At 41.0% G+C, this 21,015-nt stretch carries 18 protein-coding genes and 1 rRNA gene; 9 read left to right on the forward strand and 10 right to left on the reverse strand.

What is annotated here, in order from left to right; translation table 11 throughout:
* Positions 1 to 700: 700 nt before the first annotated feature.
* Together ACPK8D_RS15360 and ACPK8D_RS15365 are read left to right on the forward strand one after the other, a co-directional pair.
* Positions 701 to 3,517 carry a PGF-pre-PGF domain-containing protein gene (locus ACPK8D_RS15360; protein ID WP_424718730.1) on the forward strand — a complete coding sequence of 939 codons (2,817 nt, stop codon included), beginning with the start codon at positions 701 to 703 and terminating at the stop codon, positions 3,515 to 3,517.
* Between the two features lie 187 nt (positions 3,518 to 3,704).
* Positions 3,705 to 3,992: a hypothetical protein gene (locus ACPK8D_RS15365; protein ID WP_424718731.1), complete on the forward strand. Its 288-nt coding sequence runs from the start codon at positions 3,705 to 3,707 to the stop codon at positions 3,990 to 3,992.
* Positions 3,993 to 4,426: 434 nt separating this feature from the next.
* Here the strand turns inward: ACPK8D_RS15365 and ACPK8D_RS15370 are convergent, their stop codons facing one another.
* A complete protein-coding gene (locus tag ACPK8D_RS15370; RefSeq protein WP_424718732.1) occupies positions 4,427 to 5,104 on the reverse strand; it encodes a hypothetical protein in 678 nt (225 codons plus the stop codon).
* Positions 5,105 to 5,511: 407 nt separating this feature from the next.
* Between ACPK8D_RS15370 and ACPK8D_RS15375 the strand changes: the two genes are divergently transcribed.
* Positions 5,512 to 6,405, forward strand: coding sequence for a hypothetical protein (locus ACPK8D_RS15375; protein ID WP_424718733.1), 894 nt, complete (start codon positions 5,512 to 5,514; stop codon positions 6,403 to 6,405).
* A 384-nt stretch (positions 6,406 to 6,789) separates the two neighbouring features.
* On the opposite strand, the gene ACPK8D_RS15380 is transcribed toward ACPK8D_RS15375, so the two are convergent.
* On the reverse strand, positions 6,790 to 7,038 hold the full coding sequence (locus tag ACPK8D_RS15380; protein WP_424718734.1) for a hypothetical protein: 249 nt from the start codon (positions 7,036 to 7,038) through the stop codon (positions 6,790 to 6,792).
* 85 nt (positions 7,039 to 7,123) lie between these two features.
* Between ACPK8D_RS15380 and ACPK8D_RS15385 the strand changes: the two genes are divergently transcribed.
* Positions 7,124 to 7,609, forward strand: a complete 486-nt coding sequence (locus ACPK8D_RS15385) for an Ig-like domain-containing protein (protein WP_424718735.1) — start codon at positions 7,124 to 7,126, stop codon at positions 7,607 to 7,609.
* Between the two features lie 73 nt (positions 7,610 to 7,682).
* Positions 7,683 to 8,144, forward strand: coding sequence for a carboxypeptidase regulatory-like domain-containing protein (locus ACPK8D_RS15390; protein WP_424718736.1), 462 nt, complete (start codon positions 7,683 to 7,685; stop codon positions 8,142 to 8,144).
* Between the two features lie 243 nt (positions 8,145 to 8,387).
* Here the strand turns inward: ACPK8D_RS15390 and ACPK8D_RS15395 are convergent, their stop codons facing one another.
* The 5 genes from ACPK8D_RS15395 to ACPK8D_RS15415 all read right to left on the reverse strand — a co-directional run bounded on the left by ACPK8D_RS15395 (position 8,388) and on the right by ACPK8D_RS15415 (position 14,129).
* Positions 8,388 to 8,816, reverse strand: a complete 429-nt coding sequence (locus ACPK8D_RS15395; RefSeq protein WP_424718737.1) for an ester cyclase — start codon at positions 8,814 to 8,816, stop codon at positions 8,388 to 8,390.
* 407 nt (positions 8,817 to 9,223) lie between these two features.
* On the reverse strand, positions 9,224 to 9,940 hold the full coding sequence (locus tag ACPK8D_RS15400) for a M48 family metallopeptidase (RefSeq protein ID WP_424718738.1): 717 nt from the start codon (positions 9,938 to 9,940) through the stop codon (positions 9,224 to 9,226).
* A gap of 196 nt (positions 9,941 to 10,136) precedes the next feature.
* Entirely contained in the window at positions 10,137 to 10,850 is a 714-nt protein-coding gene (locus ACPK8D_RS15405) for a LysE family transporter (RefSeq protein WP_424718739.1), read from the reverse strand.
* Positions 10,851 to 11,027: 177 nt separating this feature from the next.
* Positions 11,028 to 11,894, reverse strand: a complete 867-nt coding sequence (locus tag ACPK8D_RS15410) for a hypothetical protein (protein WP_424718740.1) — start codon at positions 11,892 to 11,894, stop codon at positions 11,028 to 11,030.
* 312 nt (positions 11,895 to 12,206) lie between these two features.
* Positions 12,207 to 14,129, reverse strand: coding sequence for a PINc/VapC family ATPase (locus ACPK8D_RS15415; protein WP_424718741.1), 1,923 nt, complete (start codon positions 14,127 to 14,129; stop codon positions 12,207 to 12,209).
* 739 nt (positions 14,130 to 14,868) lie between these two features.
* Here ACPK8D_RS15415 and ACPK8D_RS15420 point away from each other — a divergent pair.
* Positions 14,869 to 15,315: a hypothetical protein gene (locus tag ACPK8D_RS15420; RefSeq protein ID WP_424718742.1), complete on the forward strand. Its 447-nt coding sequence runs from the start codon at positions 14,869 to 14,871 to the stop codon at positions 15,313 to 15,315.
* Between the two features lie 374 nt (positions 15,316 to 15,689).
* Here ACPK8D_RS15420 and hisI read toward each other — a convergent pair whose 3' ends face one another.
* Together hisI and ACPK8D_RS15430 are read right to left on the reverse strand one after the other, a co-directional pair.
* The gene (hisI, locus tag ACPK8D_RS15425; RefSeq protein WP_424718743.1) at positions 15,690 to 16,052 is read right to left on the reverse strand and encodes a phosphoribosyl-AMP cyclohydrolase; all 363 of its coding nucleotides are present in this window, start codon (positions 16,050 to 16,052) and stop codon (positions 15,690 to 15,692) included.
* Between the two features lie 90 nt (positions 16,053 to 16,142).
* Positions 16,143 to 18,122 carry an amylo-alpha-1,6-glucosidase gene (locus tag ACPK8D_RS15430; protein WP_424718744.1) on the reverse strand — a complete coding sequence of 660 codons (1,980 nt, stop codon included), beginning with the start codon at positions 18,120 to 18,122 and terminating at the stop codon, positions 16,143 to 16,145.
* A gap of 170 nt (positions 18,123 to 18,292) precedes the next feature.
* Here ACPK8D_RS15430 and ACPK8D_RS15435 point away from each other — a divergent pair, with 170 nt between their 5' ends.
* The 3 genes from ACPK8D_RS15435 (at position 18,293) to ACPK8D_RS15445 (ending at position 20,499) form a co-directional block, all read left to right on the forward strand.
* Positions 18,293 to 19,447: a hypothetical protein gene (locus ACPK8D_RS15435; RefSeq protein ID WP_424718745.1), complete on the forward strand. Its 1,155-nt coding sequence runs from the start codon at positions 18,293 to 18,295 to the stop codon at positions 19,445 to 19,447.
* Positions 19,448 to 19,740: 293 nt separating this feature from the next.
* On the forward strand, positions 19,741 to 20,061 hold the full coding sequence (locus ACPK8D_RS15440; protein WP_424718746.1) for a HesB/IscA family protein: 321 nt from the start codon (positions 19,741 to 19,743) through the stop codon (positions 20,059 to 20,061).
* A 75-nt stretch (positions 20,062 to 20,136) separates the two neighbouring features.
* Positions 20,137 to 20,499 carry a nascent polypeptide-associated complex protein gene (locus tag ACPK8D_RS15445; protein WP_424718747.1) on the forward strand — a complete coding sequence of 121 codons (363 nt, stop codon included), beginning with the start codon at positions 20,137 to 20,139 and terminating at the stop codon, positions 20,497 to 20,499.
* 429 nt (positions 20,500 to 20,928) lie between these two features.
* Here the strand turns inward: ACPK8D_RS15445 and rrf are convergent.
* Positions 20,929 to 21,015, reverse strand: a 5S ribosomal RNA gene (rrf, locus tag ACPK8D_RS15450); the annotation flags it as partial.

The raw sequence follows: 21,015 nt of genomic DNA on the forward strand, positions 1-21,015 counted from the left end.
TATACAAGGAAACTATGGTTTAGATATTTAAAGAGAAAAACGAAGAGGCGAGGGTTCACTTCATCCCCTACCTAAAGGAAGGGGTATTCGTGACCCTCTGCGCTCCCGTTGTAATAAAAGGGCAAGGCATAGTACCAAACTATTAGGGCAGTTTGATGCGAATAACTTAACAAAGTTTAATGAGAACAAATTCCAGCTCCATTAGTGATGGTCTGGTGTATAGAGTGTTCGCTGAAAGTATAGGCTGGTTAGCTAAGAGTCTGAATAACTGAAGATTTGTAAGCCCAGCATAGAAGAATTCTCCTGGGTATATGCTAAAACTAAAATTAACTATCTGCATCATAAGTGCCAGATCAGCATCAAATGCTTCTGATTTTTTGGAAATGAGATTAAATCCTGCTCTTGTACCTATGTTAACTCTGACTATTGGGCTCTAATCTCTTCAAGTTTCGTAACTTTTATTTGGGTAATTTGAGCCAGTACCTTTATATTGTTTACTCAACTATTTAAAATATTTAAGTTCATTAATGCCATTTTTAGGACTTACTTCTTTGACACCAAGACAATAGATGTAATTTAATAGAGTCACGTGTGTCTAAACAATCTAATGTTTTATGCTATCTTGTGGCTAACCCGAGCAAGCCCTGAACTTTACGTTTTGGTTGGAGAATTAAAATGAATAAACTGATGGAGAATCAAGATGAATAGAATAATCACCACGCTAATGGTTATGATTATGTTCACATTAGGCTCTGGAATCGGAGCAGCTGCATCTGCAAATCCTGTAGCGAGCTTCAGTACCAGCCTAAAGAGCGGCTATTCACCTACATCCGTCCAGTTTAACGATACCATCACTGGTTTACCAGAAGCATGGGAGTGGAACTTTGGCGATGGTTCTCCTAACTCTAATGGACAAAGTCCGAATAACACCTCTGGCTCGGCTGGAACATATATTGCAACTTTAAATGTTTCTGATTCTGTAAGCAATTCGACAAAAACACAAGCTAACTGTATTACAGTGCTAAATAACAATGATAGCGGTTCATTAACACTGATGAATACGGATTTTTCTCAATCATCCAGTATTCCGCAAGGTGTGTATATAGAGTCAATTAAAAATACACTTTCAAATGTTACATTAACATACAATAGCAACTTAAAATGTGCCGATGTAACATATTTAAAACCTGCTTCAGGAGATCTGTTTTTTACCAATTTATATCCAACAACCGATAGTAATATCACCTATACTTTAGGAACTGAAGGTGTATCTGGCAGTTCCTATGTGAATATCGTAGCAAGTAATTCACTTGTGGCAGTGTTTAAAAAAGCTAATGGAGATTATAAGCTCGCATCGTACTGGACTGCAGATAATGAAAGCACACAAAACAACTATATTACTGTTCCAGCAGCGAATATAATAGACAATAAAGTCACATTTAGCGTAGCGTGTTATGAATCGAATAGAACTAACCTGTTAAAATATAATAATACGATCTATACAAAAACACCATTCAGAACGATGAATACTCGAAACCAGAACTATGTATTTGTTAATCAACCGATGGTGTATCTTTCAGCCTACTTTGCGGATGATGATACCGGTCCATATGTTGTACATTTATACTCTATAAAACAGGAAATCCCCAGAAAGACTGTAACATCATATGGTACTAAATCGATATCTGCATTAGCCATTAAATATCCTGATCCGGAGAATAATGGAAATGGCATTAATTTAATGAAATCTAATGGACAGAAAAGCACTATTTATGTAGACGCTGATCACTTAGATTCTGCAACTGTTGCATATCAAAAAGCATTACTGGATGCAGGATGGGAAATAGGTATCCACTATACTGTAAATCTTGACACATTGCCTAATGAAACTGCAATTGCTATAATGGATTCTGAGTATAATACTATAGTTAATACATTTGGAAAACAGCCAAGAACGTGGGCAGCGCGAGAGAGTTCAGGTAGCATTTCCCAGGCAATATATGCATATCAGCGGTACGGTATGATCTGGCGTTCATGTGAATCTGGCGCTAGCTGGTTATCAGCTGGAAATTTGTGTAACCCTTACTGGCAATGGTGGAATACGAGTATTGCACAGGGTATTGTATTCCCGGCATTCACAGTAGCTACGGATAAAGAACCAGTAACAGGTAGTAGTATTAACGCAAGTTATTTTACAACATTTTCCAACGGATTTGCGGCAAATAATATTCGATTATGTGGGTTAAATGAATATTATTTCACACAATCAGCCCAAAACACAACTCAAGTAAATATTACAGATTATAATAACGGTTACATGCGCTTTACTGTAAACACCAGCGGATACCCGTGTACACTTAATGTAATGACAAATATGTCAAATGTTGCAGTTAGTCACGATGGAGTGACTGTACCATACACATCTGAAGATGACGGAATCGTATTTACAGCAACGAATAATACTACTTACGAATTGCGTTCTTTATTATCTTCATCAGAAAAATCAGTAGCAATACTTCCTGTAGCGAACTTCAGTACCGACATCACCGAGGGTTATGCTCCCCTGACAATACAGTTTAATGATTTCTCCCAAAACGTATTATCAAGAGAATGGGACTTCGATAACGATGGAAAGGCAGATTCAGGGGATATAAATCCGGTTTATATATACGAAAATTCTGGAACCTATACTGTCAACCTGACTGTAAGCAACGAAAACGGAACTAACTCAAAAACTTCTGTAATAAATGTACTTACAACAGGCAGTTCAAGCGGCGGCAGTAGTGGAGGAAGCAGTCATAGCAGTTCCGATGGCGGTGAAGGCGGTTCCCCTGAACCTGCAAAGAATGTCCAGGTGAAGGAAATTTCACAGGCATTCGTTACAAACGGGAAACCTGTAAAGTTTGATTTTACAAAGAACGCAACCGGTGTCATGTACGTAAGCTTTGATGCAAAGAGAACTTTTGGTAAAACTACAACTATTGCTGAAATGCTCAAAGGAAGATCTGCTCTGGTTTCTGAACTGCCTTCTGGCGAGGTTTACAAATCCTTTAATGTCTGGGTCGGAAACGGAGGAGTTGCAACATCAAAGAATATAGAAAACCCGACTGTTTGTTTCAGGGTTGAGAAATCCTGGATAAAGGGCAAAAAGATAGATCCAGCCTCTATCGCTCTTAACAGGTACAGCGATAAAAAATGGGAGCAATTCCCAGTAAGCCTTTCAGGGGAAGACGACAAATTTCTGCATTTTACAGCCAAGACTTCGGGATTCTCTTCATTTGCAATAACGAGTACATCGAAAACCTCATCTGAAGAAACTGTAAAAGAAATACAGCTTGAATCACCTGAAACAATTATTAATAAGAACATTACAGCGAATAAAGAACAAAAAACTGCACAAAACGAAATCCAGGGTATACCAGGATTTGAAATATATTGCGGAGCAGCTGGTCTGCTTACAGTGGTCCTGTATAAAAGAAAACATAGCTATTCAACCTACCCGAATGAAAGGATCTAGAGCCCTTTAGAGGCAATTCCACAATATATTAATGTATGATCTTCGATCTAAAAACTCAACAATGGGACTCAGGATCAGTTGCTTTTGTCCCTAAATTTTGATAAGGCTGTTTATAGATAGGCGGGCAGCTTCCAGAGTATCGGGAGGACTATATACGGATTCAGGAGAGGAAGCCAGGAAGAAACGAATGCAGGAATGGGAGGCATATAAGGCCCATAAGATGGCAACGGACCCCTACTGGATAGACCGGGAAAACATGACCGGGGAGGAATTAACGGCGGCCCTGGATAAGATGTATCCTAGAATGGCAGAGCCGGACGAGGAGGGCATAGACCTTCACCCGGCGGACCCCAGGCGGCGGTTTATAGCGACCTGCGAGGGCGTAACCTTTAGAAAGGCGGATCCATTGACCGAAGAGGACTTGGCAGAACTGGCAAAAATTAAAAAAATGTTAAACATCGAAGATGATAAGTAAACACAGTTAATTTTTTCAATGCCTAAGCTCGAAAGCTTTGTGTAAATATTTTTGCTCTTTGATTTTTCGTCTATTTTTCTGCACATCATGGCTATTTAATTGAATTAATGTCCCAATTTTTGTGAACCCCCTCAATTTCCAATAAAATCAAAAAACTTCCGTGAAGTGAGAATGGTTTTCAGGTCATTTTCTTCGTCTTCGCTACCGGATAAACCACGCCTTCTGATGTTGAAAAAATGTCTATATGTTTCTCAATTCTTTTTCTGCTTTTCATGGTGCGGTTATCGGTCAAATGTCCTTTATTCCTATGTGATGTGGAATAATATAGTTTGGAGAAGTAACAGGGTAAAGACGTCTAAAAAAAATAAACTATTTCCTGGAGAATATTAAATATGAGTCTTGGGCCTTGAAGTTCAAAAAAGGTTTTTATTGTGTCAGGATTGTTGAGTCATATTTGTTACAATATGTTTCTCATTCCTGTATTCTTGATCAATTTTTAAAGATCTAGAAATATAATATCCTACAACGAAAGGAATTATAGCAAATAAAATGATATAAAGGGATTTAAAGAATTCATATATATCATTTTCGACAATGTTACTTTTTTGCAGATAAAGAAAGGATATTACTGCTGGTCCAAAAAAACTCACTAATACTATTAACCATGAAACAATATGTCGGATTTTGTGTTGGGAATGTAGATTAAAAACATTAGTTTCTTTGGAATTACCTTCTTTTTCTCCATTGAAATAAGCTTCCCACCCCATAATGCATTTGTCATTAAAATCGGTCTGAATTTTTGTTTTGATCTTATATCTGATATATGCTCCAATCTCTAACATTGTTATTGCGATATCAAAATACCATATTCCAAATATAGAAGACTCAATTGGAATCAACAGAAGAAACTTGGTGGGAAACGTGGTGGTTGATAATTGTGAGAAGGCAACGCCCATAATAGCAGTTAAAACAGTAATATGTATTTGCAAAAGATTATGTTGAATTTTCATTCGATCTCGATATTCTGAGATTAGTGCATTATATTCTGCCAACATAGCCTGGATTTTATATTCATCTTTATAATTGGATTCAGTATTTTTACTAGTGTGCACGCCCTATATATCTTCTTCAACTTTATTTATATGTTCGGTAACGACCAGCTTCACAAAAAGGATGGACAGATTAAGACCTTGGAAGAGAGCTTGAGATAGGCCCCTAATCCGGTGAAGCTTGCACAGTTGCTCACAAGATCGGAAGAGTTAGAAAGGCATAACTTCACACTAAAGTACTAATTTGAGAAGGACAGCCAGAGAGAAGAGGACCTGAGGATCATGCACAATTACATGCTTCAGGTCCAGAGCTTGATTAATCAGAAGGCCATTGAAGCTTCAGGGAATAAAAAGCCATGGTGGAAGTTCTGGTAATATTACTCATTTTCACTAAACATTTTATAATGAAATATCTAACGAACAAAGTCTTCTTAAGAAAATTTAGATATTAGTAACTCCTTTTTCTTTGTATGCCAAAAAAAATGAAACGTACAGAGATTCTTGAACTATGCGCTTCAAACCCTGAAGCTATTGTATCCTACATTGAAAATTTGGAATCTAGAAAGCATAACAGACTTCTGGCACTTTGTGCTTCAAACCCTGAGGCTATTGTATCCTACATTGAGAGTATGGAACCTCGATATATATTGGGTTTTAATCCCTTTCCCGATCCCCCAAAAAGACCTGACCGCTCGTTGAACTTCTATAAACGAACTCAGGGGTTTGAAATTGTTGGCAGGACTTATAACGACTATAAAGGCGGCGATCCGCTTTGGCCTCTTAATGCATATGCACATGGATATTTAAATGCAGCTCAAAAATTAGTAAAAGCTTTGAAAAGAGAAATAATCGTTACTGGTAAAGAAGATATTCATACGCTTGGTTACCCTATCTTTTTTTTGTTTGAGCATTATCTAGAATTAAAGATGAAAGAAATTATCCATAGAAATGGATATCTAATTTCTCTAGATAAATATAAAGACAAGAGAGGTCACGATGTGACGAGCAGTCACAATTTGACTAATTTATGGACCGCGTGTGAAGAAGTTTTAAACAAAATAGAACAGGAGGAAGGAGTTTCAGATTTGAGTGAAGACACTCAAATGGAATTTAGAACGAATTATGAAACAATAAGTTATTTTATAAAATTAATTGAACAGGATAAAATGGCACAGGCATTTCGTTATCCTAATGATAACATGAACAAGCCATTTTTGGTTAATACCCCACACATGATCCTTAATATTTCAGTTCTTTCAGATGTTATGGATTGGCTTTCTTATATGCTTGATGGGATCTCCACTGGAGTCGATGAATATCGGGCCGAAAGAGGTAGATATAAAGCAGAAATATCAAGGGAATGAATACACTAATGGCTCTTCGCTGTTTCGAGTGGGTAACTTATATTCATTTTCCAAATGTTGAATTAGCATGTATAAAATTTAGAAACGTTTGCTGCTGAAAATCACATTCAAGCTCAACTTTTCTCTTTTTTAGCATGGCTACTTTCTAACTAAGCAATTATTTTCAACCCACACAAAACAGCGAAGAGCCATACTGACCAGATGCTTTAATCAAGTAGCGAGCCTCTTGACATCAATTAAAGCAAAATGCCCTGGTGGAAGTTCTGGAAAATAGTTGGTTTTCAGAAAAAATCTAACTACTGATACTGTTTTTGACCATCATCCCCCTACCTTACAGGCATAAAAAAACTTATTATTTACATAACCTTATATTAATGAAAAGCATCAAGCTGGACCAACCTCCTCAAAGACTATTACATGAGCCTGCCCCCATGGGCGGGCCTGCTCCCAGGCTTTTACGGCCTCCCACTGGGCTTTTGTCAAGGCCTGGTCTGAGCCTTCATCTATAAAGAAAATCTTTCTTTCCTGGGAACCTGGGACATACTCAAGGACTTCTAGCCTTCTTCTGAGTTCTGCAGCTGTTAGCATAGCTTCCAAGACTTCCAGCCTTTCTTTCATGTCCTTAAGTTCCAAATCCTCATAGAGGGCTGAGATATACTAGCAAAAAATTAATACAGTTTAATGTGAATAACTTAACAAAGTTTAATGGGGATAAAATATGGTAAGAATTAAATTGATCAAACGTGACGAAAAAGCCATGGAGCTCCCGATAAACATTGTGGTAATGCTTGTTGTTGGGATGGTTGCCCTTGCAACGCTCATTTCGATCATGCCGACTCCGACAAAGGATATGTCGGTATTTGTGGAAAGCGCAGGGCTTAGAGGTGGTACTCTTGAGAAAGGGAACTCAATAATAGTGGATTCCACAACCGCAGAAAATCCTTTTGCCATAACCGTAGTGGTAAAGGCAACTGACCAAGACGGAAATCCTGTAAGGAACGCAAATGTTATCCTTAGAGGGCTAGGCGGGGCAGCATCAAATACTACAGATGCTAATGGGATCACTTTCCTGACAACCGCAGACAATGCGAGGATCAGGCTTGACCCCAACCAGAACGAAGGGGCAATGGATCTGAAAATCCTGGCCGACGGCTTTTATGACTACGAGAAAAAGGATGCCGTTATGATCATCAAGACAAGATGATTGCAAGGCTAGAGGACTGAATACCTTCCGGAGATAAAACTGCACGGAATAAAACTACAGGGAGGAGTCGCATATGCTGCGTGAAAAACTCAAACGCGATGAAGCAGGAACTCTGGGGCTTCCAATAAGGATCGTCGTGCTTACGATTATCGGTCTCATCGGATTTTACGCGGTTCTTTCGGCCGTTAGCAATGCCCCCACTCCTCCGAAACCCATGTATGCAACAACAAATATAAGCGCATTTTCTTTGCCTTCACCTGAAGGAGAGATCAATAAGGAAACAAATCTGAGCTTGCTTGTAAAAGTGTTTGACAGCGAAAATCGTAGGATAGGGGATGCAAATGTGATTGCCTGGAGCCCTGATAGGGAAAAAGCATATTCAGGCGTCACCGACCTTGAAGGAAAGGTAACATTAAAAATTTCTAATCCCGAACTGCCTCCGGGAAAAGCTGAAGGGTATATCAAAATAAAAGTAATGAGAGAAGGATACAGGGATTTTACCAGCGATTATTTTTTGAAGGTAATTCGAAGCTAATGTCGTTATAAGAAATTTCAGCAGACCCTACCCAGATGTTAAAATTCAGCGCTGAGATTAATAAAAGTTGTGAAGAAAAGTTGTAAAGAAAAGTTGTAAAGAAAAGTTTTGAAGAAAAGTTATAAAGAAAAGATTTTGCTCTTCTTCTCTCTATTCCTCGATATGCTGAAATATATCTGCGATTTTTTGCCCCGCAGACCAATATTATCTTTTATCCAGTGATATTTTTATCAGATATCGGTTTCATCTCTGTTCTGCTGGTGAGTTAACTCCAAGTTGCTGTAACATTCCAAAGATGTCGACAAGCTCAAAGTCCTCAACTATCTTATTGTCAGCAAGGCGGCTAATGCAGATCACGGGAACAGTTACCTGTCTGCCGGTCGGAGCGATTCCCATCAGTTCCCCTTGATGCGTGCCGTAACAGGTTGCCCTGCTGGCTACCCTGTCCCCCTCGGCGATCAGATCTTCTACATCTGCACGGAAATCGGGAAAAGCGTCAAAGTATATGGAGAGAAACTGCTTGAGCTCCTCAGGTCCGTGTATCTCCTGGCCTCCTGCCCCATGATAAACCCAGTCAGGGGCGAAAAGTTCGTCTATAGTGGCAAGCTTTTTCCCGTTGAAAACCTCTTCCCAGAAACGGCGTAATACTGATTTATTTTCTTCAATTAACATACTATACCCCTTTGATTTAGTATCCCGCTAGCCTATTCCCTTTAATTTATACTCCCTTTAAATTACTCCCAGCTTAGAAGGTTAGATAACCAGGATTTCTCGATTCGACAAAGATCCCGGCAAAAATAGCAAGTAACATACAGATGTCAAAATAACCTTCATGTAGGGTAACATCCTCTTCTGGAGTAATGAGAAGATGACGATCATTCAAACCCCCAGTAATTAATTAGTAATCTATGGAATAATAATTTTCCCACAGCTATATGGTGGATATCCTTTTTGAAAACTAAAGCCGGGGTCGTGCACTCCATTGCAATCAACGAAGTATATTCTCGCCACCGTTCTCGATATAATGTGCTAATTCGAAATTCGATTTCAGGAAAATGTTTAAAAATTTAGAAATTGTATCAATAAATCCAGTTTTCATGGCTGACCGGTAACTGATTCAGTTTATCCTTGCAGAACTGCCATTTTGGCATGAACTGATCCATTAGTGTTATAAAGCGAGAATTGTGCGTCGGCTCCAGCAGATGTGTCATTTCATGTACGATGGTATATTCGAGACATTCTATTGGTTTCCTGGCAAGTTCGGTGTTGAGTCTAATGTTGCGTGCTTTGTAGTTACAGCTTCCCCATTTTGTTTTCATCCGCTGCACAAAGAACCGCTCTACCTTCACACCCAGCAGGGGTTCCCACCTGGCAATTAACGGTGGTACAGCCTTCTTAAGCTGCTCGCGATACCATGCATCAATAATAGCCTGCTTCTTTTTATCATCTGTTTCGGGGCGCACCCGCAGGATAATCTTATTGTGTTTTAATTCGACGGATGGCGCTTCATTGACTTCGATAATTTTGAGCAAATAGCGCTTTCCCCACAAGTAATGGCTTTCAAGATCCAGGTACTCACGCGGAGTTTCACGCTCCTGTTCCTGGAATTTTTTCTGTTTCTGTTTGATCCAGCCTAACCTGGAAATGGCAAAAATGCGAATAGTATCGATATCCATGCGCAAGGGAGCTGAGATTTTGACCCTGCCGGTTGGAGGATACACGCTCAGGTGAATGTTCTTGATGTCCTTGAAAACCACGTCTACTGTGATATCACCGAGCTCGATCTGCGTAATCATCAGTATTCCTTTTGTGCCTTGATAATAATGAAGATACGTTCTACTTCCGCTATATCATGGAGGATTTCGTACAGGGCTCGCTTTATAGCACTTTCGCGTGGCTCAAAACCGCGCCAATCGTCGGGTCTAACCTTCTTTACTGTTTCGTCAATCTTCAGTGCCAGGTATAGTGTTCTAGAAGATTCAGATTATAAATTCAGATCATTGCAGCGATACTGCTGTTATTTATCATAAACCACAGGCCGAAAAGTGCCATAAAGCCACCGCATACGTATACCATTATCTCATGCGTGCGCTGTGATAGAATTTTGTTTCCCTGTGAAAAGGATGAGGATACAGCCACAAGGAACCCAAGGTCTGCTATCCAGTGGCCGAGAATAAACGCAGCTACTGCAAAGATGCCTATCAGGTATTCCTGAAGGACAATCGCGCTGCCTGCGGTCAGCCACCATATAACGAAAAAAGGGTTCAATGCCGAAGTTACGATTCCTGCAGATACCGGGTCTGAGAAAAGATCCAGTGTAGATTTCAGGTTCAATGCTGAGTTTACATTTCTTGCGGGGGCCGGACCCGAAGACAGGTTCAGGCTACTGGCCGAAATGGAAATATCCATTGTAGAAGCTTTTTTTGCATTTTTTATCATTACCAGCCCTGAGAGTAGCATAATCAAACCGCCTATTATGGCCAGATATGTAATGACTGTTTCTCCAAGAAAAGAAGATGCGCCTACCAGGACGATCACAAAGATAGCCAGCTCTACCAGGGCATGCCCTATGAAAATTGAAGGCCCCGCTCTCCAACCGTTCTTAATAGACGCCGCAATCGCTGCGAACATCATGGGCCCTGGAATAATGGCTGCAGATATTCCTACTGTAAAACCCAGAATAAGAGCTTTGGTCAGTTCTATCATGGCGTCTCCCTGGAAAAGATAAGATTACGTAAATGGAAAAAGTAATTATATAAATATTTTTAGAGATCTGCCATTAATAGCATCCTGACCACATTAAGAAAAATAAGCACTTTTAAGTTAAACCTCAGTATGGAGATTTTTTATTCTGTTTTTTATTCTGTTATTTTTTTGTTATGCTTATAGTTTATCTGTCAATGTTTTCCTTGTGCGATTGGCCGTATAAAACTTCATAAAAACAGCCCCTGCCATCAGCAAGGCAAGCCCGGTGGAGAAATAAGGAGACCTTATGATATCCCATCGGCCGGACCAGATAAGGAATCCGGTAAAGAAAAGAGCTGAAGAGCCGGCAACTCCTGAGATCTCAAAAGGAATCTTCATAGAGCCGAGGGTGAGCCTGTTCTGGCTCTCAAGGGTTTCTATACGGGACTCAAGCTCCTTTATATATGCACTTTTTGTATTCTCCTGAACCTTGAGCGTACGGAGTTCCGTATCCAGTTTTTCGATCTCGGGTTTGAGGTTGTTATGAGCAAAATTCGACAGCTCGGATATGGCAGCCTGAAGGGAACGGAGGCTTTCAGAGACGCTGGAGAAGACTTCATTTATGTTCCTGATTTTATAACCGGTTCCCGAAACCTCAGAAGAATTGTCCACAGAAATCATAGAAAGATTCGAGGTCTCACCCGAAGGAAGTACTGCACTGAATCCAAAATCCGAAACATTTCCTTCCGACACTGAAGGGACTAAATCCGAAAGGAAAGAGTTTCCGTCAATTGAAGATTCAGGAGAAACCGAGGGCACCTGTGGAAAAATTGCTGAGCCTGCAGCAAAGCTTCCTGCATTTTCCCCCGGGAAAAGACCTGAGAAATTTCCGGAGAAAATCCTGCCAGCCTGCAGTCCGGGGGGGGCTTCCATAGAAAGACGTCTTTCGACTGCCCTGAGTCTTTTTTCGAAACTCCTTATGCTCTGGTCAAAAACCTCAATCCTTCCCTGGAAATCCTTCCTGATTTCCGGCTCTGCCTGATGTAATTTATTCAATCTGACCATAACCCCTGTAATTTTTAATTAAAGAATCAGGTTCAACAGTATATAAAATTTTTGAGACACGACGAGACTCGAATAATGATAAAACTAATAAGATAAAATCACCAGCAAATGGAAGGAAAGAAAAAGGAAAGAATGGAAAAAAAGGAATGATGACGGAGACTGGAAAAAGAGGGAATAAAGAAGGAAGAATATCAAAATTAAAGAAGAAGGAAGAAATAATATTAAAACAAAGGAAGAAAGAAGGAAAAATATAAAAAAAGAAAAATAGCAAAAAGAAGAGAAAAGTAGCTAGAAAGGAGGAATCGGAAGAAATCAGATCAGCCTGATCTCAAGAGGTTCTCCCCTGTCCTGAGCTTCCATAATATCGGATGCAAGGTCCGAGTTTGCCCTGAGTTTAACTTCTCCGTGCCGGCTTACCGTTGCACTGAAAAGGTACTCACCTCCAATATATATCTCCACATCCTTTCCTGCAAGCTCCGTCGCCCCAAGAATAAGGTGTTTCTTATCTCTTTCGATGAAAGGATGAACCGAAGAGACAGCAGGCACCTCTTCAAAGCTGGCTGTTTTTCGTTTCTCCCGGGGAGCTCTGCTTTCAGCTCCGTATTTTCGACCTCTAGCAGCCCCTGGAGCTTCGGCCTCGAGCTCTCTTACATCAATATGCAGCCCAAGGATATTTTCGATCCGGTCAATAACGTTTCCGCCTTTGCCTATGACTTTTCGCACCTCCTCTTCCCGGACCTTTACGACTGCACTGTCGTCGGAGGTCACTTCCACTTCAACAGGACCGGACGCGTACCTGGCAATAACGTTCCGTATTTCCTCTCCCGCAAGTTTCCAGGCAGGTTTCCTGACTTCGGTAGAAGGGCCTATTGGCATGACAACAACCTGTTCCCCATAGGTATAGATCTCATACTCGACCCTTCGGGTCTCAAAATCTGCAATAATAATTACCGGTCTTGCAAGATCCTGTTCGGTCATCCCATGAGGAACTTTAACAGTAAACTCTAGCACCAGAACTTTTGCGACTTCTCCTTTGTCAATAAAAATAACAGTATCCACTACCTGCGGGATTACACCAAGTTCAACCCTTCCAATCAGGCGTTGAATTGCGTCCACTGCCCTGGTTGCATGTACTACCCCGATCATTCCCACGCCTGCAAGCCGCATATCCGCAAAAATCAGGAAGTCTGCAGTCTTCCGGACTTCATCATATATGGTATAATCCGGCCTGACCAAAAGCAAAAGATCCGCAGTATTCTCCATTTTGCCATTCAGAGGTGAATACTGCGTAATTTCAGGAGGCACCTGAAGGTCTCTTGGGGACTCCATGGTTTTGACCACCTGCCCGTGGCCATTCAGGTATCGGGCAACTCCGGCTGCAAAAGTAGACTTTCCGGCTCCGGGCGGGCCGGCAATAAGAATACCGCGCTGGCTTACAATCCGTTCTTTAAGTTTATCGCTCAGCCGGTAATGCTCAAGATCCACAACCACGGTTGGCCTGACAACCGTAATTTCCATATCATCGGAAAAAGGCGGGTTAGCAATTGCAATTCGCATGTTCCGGATTTGCAGGACAGTAGCTCCACTTGAAGACATCTCGATAAAAGATTCTGGATCCAACCTCGCCCTTTCAATAAGCTCTCGCGAGATGCTGGAAAGTTCCGAAGAGGTAGCAGGTTCATCACGAATACTTACATAGCGTATGTCCCCTATTGGTCCTTTCTTGGCCATAGGTGAGACCCCGTTTTTGAGATGTACGGACATCGTATCGTCCGTGAAAAAACGCTCTACTTTGAGAGGCGCAAACTCGGATGGGTCCAGAACTTTGGGATGCATGTACTCAACATTAAGCCCCTTTGCTTTAGCTATAAGAGACTGTACCCTGTCTTCGCTTACAAACAGCCCTCCGACCTCAATAGCCGTGCTTCGGATAAGAGCATCTACCCTGCCCTCTTTAGAGAGTTTTATCTCTTCAAGCGTGGGCTGAACCCCGCTGAATTGAAGGAGAATTTCATCCCTTTCTGCCAGCCTGCGGAGTTCCAAAAGCTCTTCAAGCCCTTTAAACCCTATTTCCCTGCCCTTATTTGCCTGGGCTTCAAGTTCCGATACCACAGCTTCGGGAATAATAATCTCAGCACCCCTGAAATCCCCGCTTCTAACGCGGGTCGAAAGCCTCCCGTCAATAATTACACTTGTATCCGGAACAATCCTCCATATCCGCTTGTCATCAGCCATATAAGGGGATATAGAGCCGGAAAGTATATAATAAAACCTCTGAGAATTTCTTTTAGAAGAAATAAGCCAGAAAGCCGTGCTGAAGGAAAATAAAGTTTTGAAAAAGCTGAAAAACCTTTCCTCGAAACGAGGAAAAAGTTGCGTATAAATTGAACTTATTCTGTTCGTTATTATACGTTATGCATGAAGAGATTTCTGTTATCTATGGAGCGGATCCCAAAGCTGCTATTTTGTAATTGAAGCTTGCAATTTATTCTAATCTAGCATGTTGAATAATCATTCAGGAGCCTGGTAGTGAAAACATGCCCAAAAATCCAGACAGCCGAAATATAATAAGTTTCGTGGTTAACGAGAAAAGAAATATGAAATCGAATTACAAAATTAATAATAATAATGAAAAGCACTAGTTCTTGATGGAAATTGTTTGTGAAAGATACTGAGATTAGGCATACTTCTAAGGAATAGGAATATGCAAGATCAAGTTTCAATTAATATTGGTTCCTAATTTATATTTCTCTAATTATTATATTTGCTGGATAATAATACCCTAGTGATACAGTGAAAAATCACTTTTATCGGCAAATAATAAAGGAATATAATTTACTAATTAGATAGTCTTCCAGAAATGTGCGTGGATGATTGATTATGAAAGTAATTGCATTTGCCCATAAATAGTGAATTGATAAACCAATGAAGGTGAAATTGTATCAAATTGAACAAAATGATGGAGACAATATAGATGAGGGAGCAAAGTTTTAACAAAATAAAGAAGACAGTTTTTATTTTATTGGCTGTATTCTTGGTAGTATCATTGACAGCTGCGTCAGCAAGTGCGTGTGATTCAAAGACGAGCAACGACAAATGTAAAAGCAGCCTTAATGAAAAGGTAGCTAAAGAAAAAGTGGTTAAAGAGGTAGCTAAAGAGAAGGTAGCTAAAGAAAAAGTGGTTAAAGAGGTAGCTAAAGAGAAGAAAGCTAAAGAAAAAGTGGTTAAAGAGGTAGCTAAAGAAAAGGTGGGCAACGAATTGTCAGACGTCGTAGAAAACGACTGGTTCGACAGTGGCTGGGACGGCTTTGACTGTGGCTGCAGGGACGATTTCTGTGAAGAGTCCAAAATAAAGTTCTTTAACATCCGCGGCTGTGTAGCAGAAAGTAGCGACAAAGGTTTTGACGGCTGGTGGGATTAAGCGATTGTGACAACTGTTGGTTCGAGGACTGTTGGGATTGTTAACTGTTGATAATTCCAACTGCGGACTAACCTGTCTATAAATATAGACCAATAACGACCCATTTGTAGAATTCTGTGTCGGATTACAGAAGCAGTGAGACTCTTAAAATGTGTTAGAGGGTCTTTTCTGATAGGACTTACGCAGTAAAAGAGCTAAAAGATGCAGGAGCAGGTCTGTCTCAAATATTGTAGGGGAGATAGTTAGAGGTTCCATGCTACTATTTTTCAGTTTAACTGCGTAAGTCCTAGTCATAAAAAATAAAATGAAGAAAAAGAAAAATAAATAATTCAACATCCATTAAAATAATTCAACATTCATTAAATTTTCCAAACTCAATAGATATCATCCGGCTCGAAAACCTTCTCTCCCACAGTCTCTCCTTCAAGATTTCGGTAAAAGCAAGATCTATACCCCATATGGCAGGCTCCGCCGGCCTGTTCCACCAGCAGGAGGAGAGAATCCATATCACAGTCGACCCTGATTTCTTTTACTTTCTGAGTATGCCCCGAGGTTTCTCCTTTTTTCCACAATTGTTGCCTGCTCCGGCTCCAGAAGTGTGAGATTCCGGTTTCTACAGTCTTTTCAAGGGCTTCTCGATTCATATAGGCACACATAAGCACCTCCCTGCTAAGCTGGTCCTGAACGACAGCAAGGATCAAACCGTTTTCGGATTTCAAGGTATCAAAATCAATCATGCGGGATAGATTGTAAAACTAGTATAAAAAAGAGAGGGCATCAGATTTTAAGGGTGCTGAAGAGAGACGAAATTAAACCCGAACCTCTTTTCAGGGCTTGATTCCCAGTACATCCTCTGTGTAAGCTCTTAGAATTTCCGCAACGCTCCAGGCCTGAGCAATGCAGCCGCCCGGAGAGTAAGGATAGTCCCCATCAAAAACTTCGGAAATGGTGCCTACGCCTGCGGTTTCAAGGTGTGCATCAAAACCCTGAAGGAGCGCCCTCATATCTTCAAGGCTTTCTTTTGAATAGTTATGGACCTTCCGGTAAGCTCTCACATAAGCGCCGAGGAGCCAGGGCCAGACTGTCCCATTGTGGTAGGCCGCATCTCTGGTTACCGGGTCTCCGGAATAGTGCCCTTTATATAAAGGGTGATCAGCCGAGAGGCTCCTGAGCCCAAAAGGAGTCAGGAGATCCATCTCAACTCTATCCACTATTGCTTTTTCTTTATCAGGGGAAAGAACAGTATAAGGGAGAGCCACTGCGAAGATCTGATTTGGGCGAATTGCAGGATCTTTGATCTCGTTCCCTGCTTCATCCTGAGAGACAAGGTCAAAGAGGCAGTTAGTTTTTGGATTCCAGAAAGCGTTCTCAAAATTTGAGGCTACCCCGGCTGCAAGAGTTTCATATGAAGAAACATTTTTCCCCAGCAGAGTACCAAGGTAGGAAGCAGTTTTCAGGGCGTTATACCAGAGAGCATTGATTTCACAGGCTTTGCCTGCTCTTGGGGTTACTGCCTGTCCCCGGACTTTGGCATCCATCCAGGTTAGCTGAGGCCCCTGCCGGATAAGATAATCGGAGTCCAAGCCGATTCCAAAGTCCGTACCCTTATGGTAGTTGTCTATTATACTATCCACGGTACCCCAGACATCAGAGAGGAAAAGGAAGTCTTTCGTATATGCGAAATATCGGCCCAGGATGTGGATAAACCAGAGAGAAGCGTCAACAGTATTGTAAACTGGTTCTCCTCCGAGTGCCAGGAAAGCGTTGGGGATCAGGCCTCTCTTACAATGCCTGGAAAAGTTTTTAAGAATGGACCTTGCCTCTTCGAAGCGGCGGGGAATTAAAAGCAGGCCAGGGATAGAGATCATAGTATCCCGCCCCCAGTCCGAAAACCAGTGATATCCTGCAATTACTGTGTTTTCACCTGAAGAAGGATTTTTCACTATAAAAGGGTCTGTTGCCCTGAGAAGCTTGAGAGCAAAGGGCTCGGTAAGCCTTGAATTGAAGGCAAGCAAATTTTGTCGGTATACTTCCGTGGTATAGAGTTCCTCAACCTGTTCGAGCGTAAGAGAAGAAATATCTTCTGTCGAAGCGGCAATAAAAAAATGGGAGGTTCCGAGTTTGAGTTTGCTTTCGAAGTAACCCGGATTGAAATTGTCTTCCTGGGAGTTAAGCCCCCTTTGCTTCTCAGCATCATACTCAAAGTTATAATACCATTTGGGATCAGAACGATACTGGAGATTGGATGAAAGCGAAAAAGTAAAACCGTTAGAACTCTCCAGCTTTACTGCTGCAGGGTCGGCTTTTTGCGAGAAGGAAAGCTCTCCTGAGCGAACGGTATAATGGAAGTTTCTGGAATTGACCAGCGGAAAAATCCTTAGCAGAGCTCCCTCTCTTCTGGATCTGATATCATAGAGAATGCAGGTTGTATTGCTATTGTGAATCGTAAAGACCTTTTTCTTCACGGTAAAAGCATCTGGCTGGTAAACCCAGAGAGGAAAAGGAGCAAGAATGAATTTGGAGAGGTAATTGAAGCCTGAAGGAAAAACAGTGCCTGGATATTTATGCGTTGAAAGCCGATAAACTTCTTTGTTACTCGAAATTTCCTCATCAAGGGAGGAAAGCAATACAAACCTTCCTGGAGAGTTTTCTGGAGCTGCCACAAGCAGTCCGTGGTAAGTCCTTGTTCCTGCCCCTATCACCGTAGATGAGGCATATCCCCCGAGTCCGTTTCCCAGGATCCACTCTTTCTTGATTCCTTCTTCATATCTGGAAAAGGAATCTGCTCCAAACCTAATTCCACTCATAGATATCTGGTTAGGATTTAATTTCTTAAATATTTGTACCTTTGGGAAAAATGTTGAAAAGACGCAAAAAAGGAAGAAGGGCCAGCTTATAGTAGAAAGTGTCAAATTATTATATTTCAGGTGTAAACATAAACTATTTTAGCGGTGCAGGATATAAGAAAGTGAGAATCATGAAGCAAGACCTTTTAGAAATCCTTGTTGATATCTTCAAATCCTCAGGATACAATGTCACAATATCCAGCCAGTGTGACATTCTTGTGGAGAAAAACGGGCATCAGGCTTATGTCAGGTTTGCCCTGCAGCCAGATTGCGAGGAAGTAAAAGCCTTTTCCGAAAAGATAGGGGACCGCACAGGAATCTATGTAATGACCCGGAAAGGGTCTGAAGAATTAATCGATTATGCAGCTGAATTTGGGATTTATGTTTGGGATAGGGATGAACTGGCCCTTCAAATTGGAAGAGCGGTTCTTATAAATCTGGAACAGAAATCAAAGATTTCGTATTCTGAACCGGAAATTCAACCAGCCAGTGAAAAACGAGATCTTTACAGGCAACCGGCTTTCGAATTACCTGTAGAAAGCCGGAAGCTAAAAGAAGAGTTCAGACAGAAGCCTTGCTTTAACGGAGAAAATTTGCAACTTCAGAACCAGCAAGTAGATGCCGGAGAAAATTATTTTGAAAATAGATCCCCGGCACGGAGCCTTGAGGAGAGAAAAAATTTAAGAAAATCCGAACAGGCTGAGGTTTCAGAAATCGAGTCGTATGAAGTGCTTAATATACAATCTGTGGAGCCAAGGATTTCTAAAAATCAGGCGATTATTATTGCAAAACCTTATATAAGCAACCCTAAGGATGCAATTTTGAAGTTTGTACCTTTCTGGAAATACAGATATAGCGTTGAGACAGAAAAACGCTTCAGGTCAAAAGTCTTGAGTATTGCCGGAAAGGGAAAGGGTTTTCTTAATGCTCTAAATAAATCAAAGGAAGAGATGGAAGTCGAAGGGCTTGCTGCACCTACAAGGATTCCTGCCGTGCAGTATGAGTTAAAAAGGCCGAACGTGGATAAAAAACAGGCAGAGAAGATTCTTCTGGACTTAATTATAGAGGAGAATACACGCGAGATACGCTTTAACAACACGGAAGGGCAGGCCGTTATATATGAGCACAGGAGTATCAGCCCCAGGTCTGAAGAAATACAGCTCGAAATGGAGCTCGTGTACATCCCTGTCTGGGAGATAAAGGGGAAACGTAACTCTCTGGAGATCAATGCTTATAATGCAAAGGTTCTTGAGGAGCCTGTTGATGAAGATGCCGAGTTTCTGTGAAACGGAGTGTGAAAAAAATATTGGAAGAAAAATATATAAAATAGAAAATATATTTATATATTGGCAGAATAACAGGATTCATTGAAAAAGAATCCAGAACCTGCCCTTCCAGACTCCTGTGAAAAAGCCTTTTTCAGGTAAAGAAGCGCAATTTACAATAAACGTTATATGCGCCCGATGCAAGAGTATATAACGTTTGGAAATTATCTGTAAGCTGTAACGGATGGCATCTTATAGGAAATAAAACATATAAATATTTTATAAGTATGGAAAGGAAAAAAAGAGGTGCGTAAATGATAGAAGTAACAGACAAAGCTGCTGCAGAATTAAAAACATTGCTTGAACAGGAAGACAAACCAGAGCTTGCTCTCAGAATTTTTGTTGCCGGGGTTGCCTGCAGCGGAATTCAGTACGGATTAGCTTTTGATGATGAACAGAAGGAAGACGACGTGACTATGGAAAGTAACGGAATCAAACTCGTTATGGCAAAAGAAATTGAAAAGAGCTTCTCTGAGGGCAGCATTGACTTTATTGAGGATGAAAACGGAAAGGGATTCCTTATCCGCAACCCCGCGGCTGGCGGCGGATGCGGCACCTGTGGCGGATGCCATTAAAGAAAAGTAAAATCGCGCTGAAGGTATTGAATCCGAACCTGAAAAAGTAAACGAAAATAAAGGAGAAGCAAATCTATGTTCCCAGGAATGGGAGGCGTGGGAGGCCGGGGAATGAACCCGGCCAAGATGAAGCAGATGATGAAACAGATGGGGATTGATGTTAAAGAGCTCAAGGATGTTCAGGAAGTAGTCATAAAGACTGCGGACTCTAATATCATTATAGAGAATGCAAATGTCAGTATAATGACAGTCCAGGGCTCGGAAACATACCAGATTGTAGGTGACGCAAAAGAAGTCCCGAAAGAACTGGAAATTCCCGCAGAAGATATAAAACTCGTAATGGAGCAGACCGGTGTTTCTGAAGACGAAGCCCGGAAGGCCTTGCAGAGTTCAAACGGAGATCTGGCAGAAGCCATTGTGGCACTTTCTTCTGCCTGACTTTTTTTTCATAAAACTTATGTTAAAGATATTGAGTTAAAGATATTGAGCTGCGCTCAACAAGGTTGATTAATGAGTAAGATGAACTGCTTTTTCAACTTGCTCAAGTTGACCAGTTTTTTGGCAGGTAATCTTTTTTTCAAAGTTTTTTCTCAGAGGGTTTCTGTAACCAAGGTATTTTCATTCTATCCAAGGAAGTAAGTAAGTTTCGTTTGCTTCGCTCAACCGGATAGAGAAAGAAGAAAAGAACCGATGATGCATTGTAAATTAAGTAGATAAAACGTTTTAAAAGAGTGAATTCAAAGCAATGTAACGAGTAACATCAAAACCAGTATAAAAAACAATATAGAATCAGGATCAAAAAACAATATAAAATGGTATCAGAAAAGCTAGTATCAAAAAAATGATTTTAAAATAGGTATAGGGTGAGTATGGCAGCGATCCAGAGTTCCCGAAGACTCGCGTACTTCAGTACAGTCAGGAACGTGGGCAGGCTTATCTGCTGTGTTCGGGATG

This window comes from Methanosarcina sp., from assembly GCF_049706645.1.
Classification (GTDB): domain Archaea; phylum Halobacteriota; class Methanosarcinia; order Methanosarcinales; family Methanosarcinaceae; genus Methanosarcina.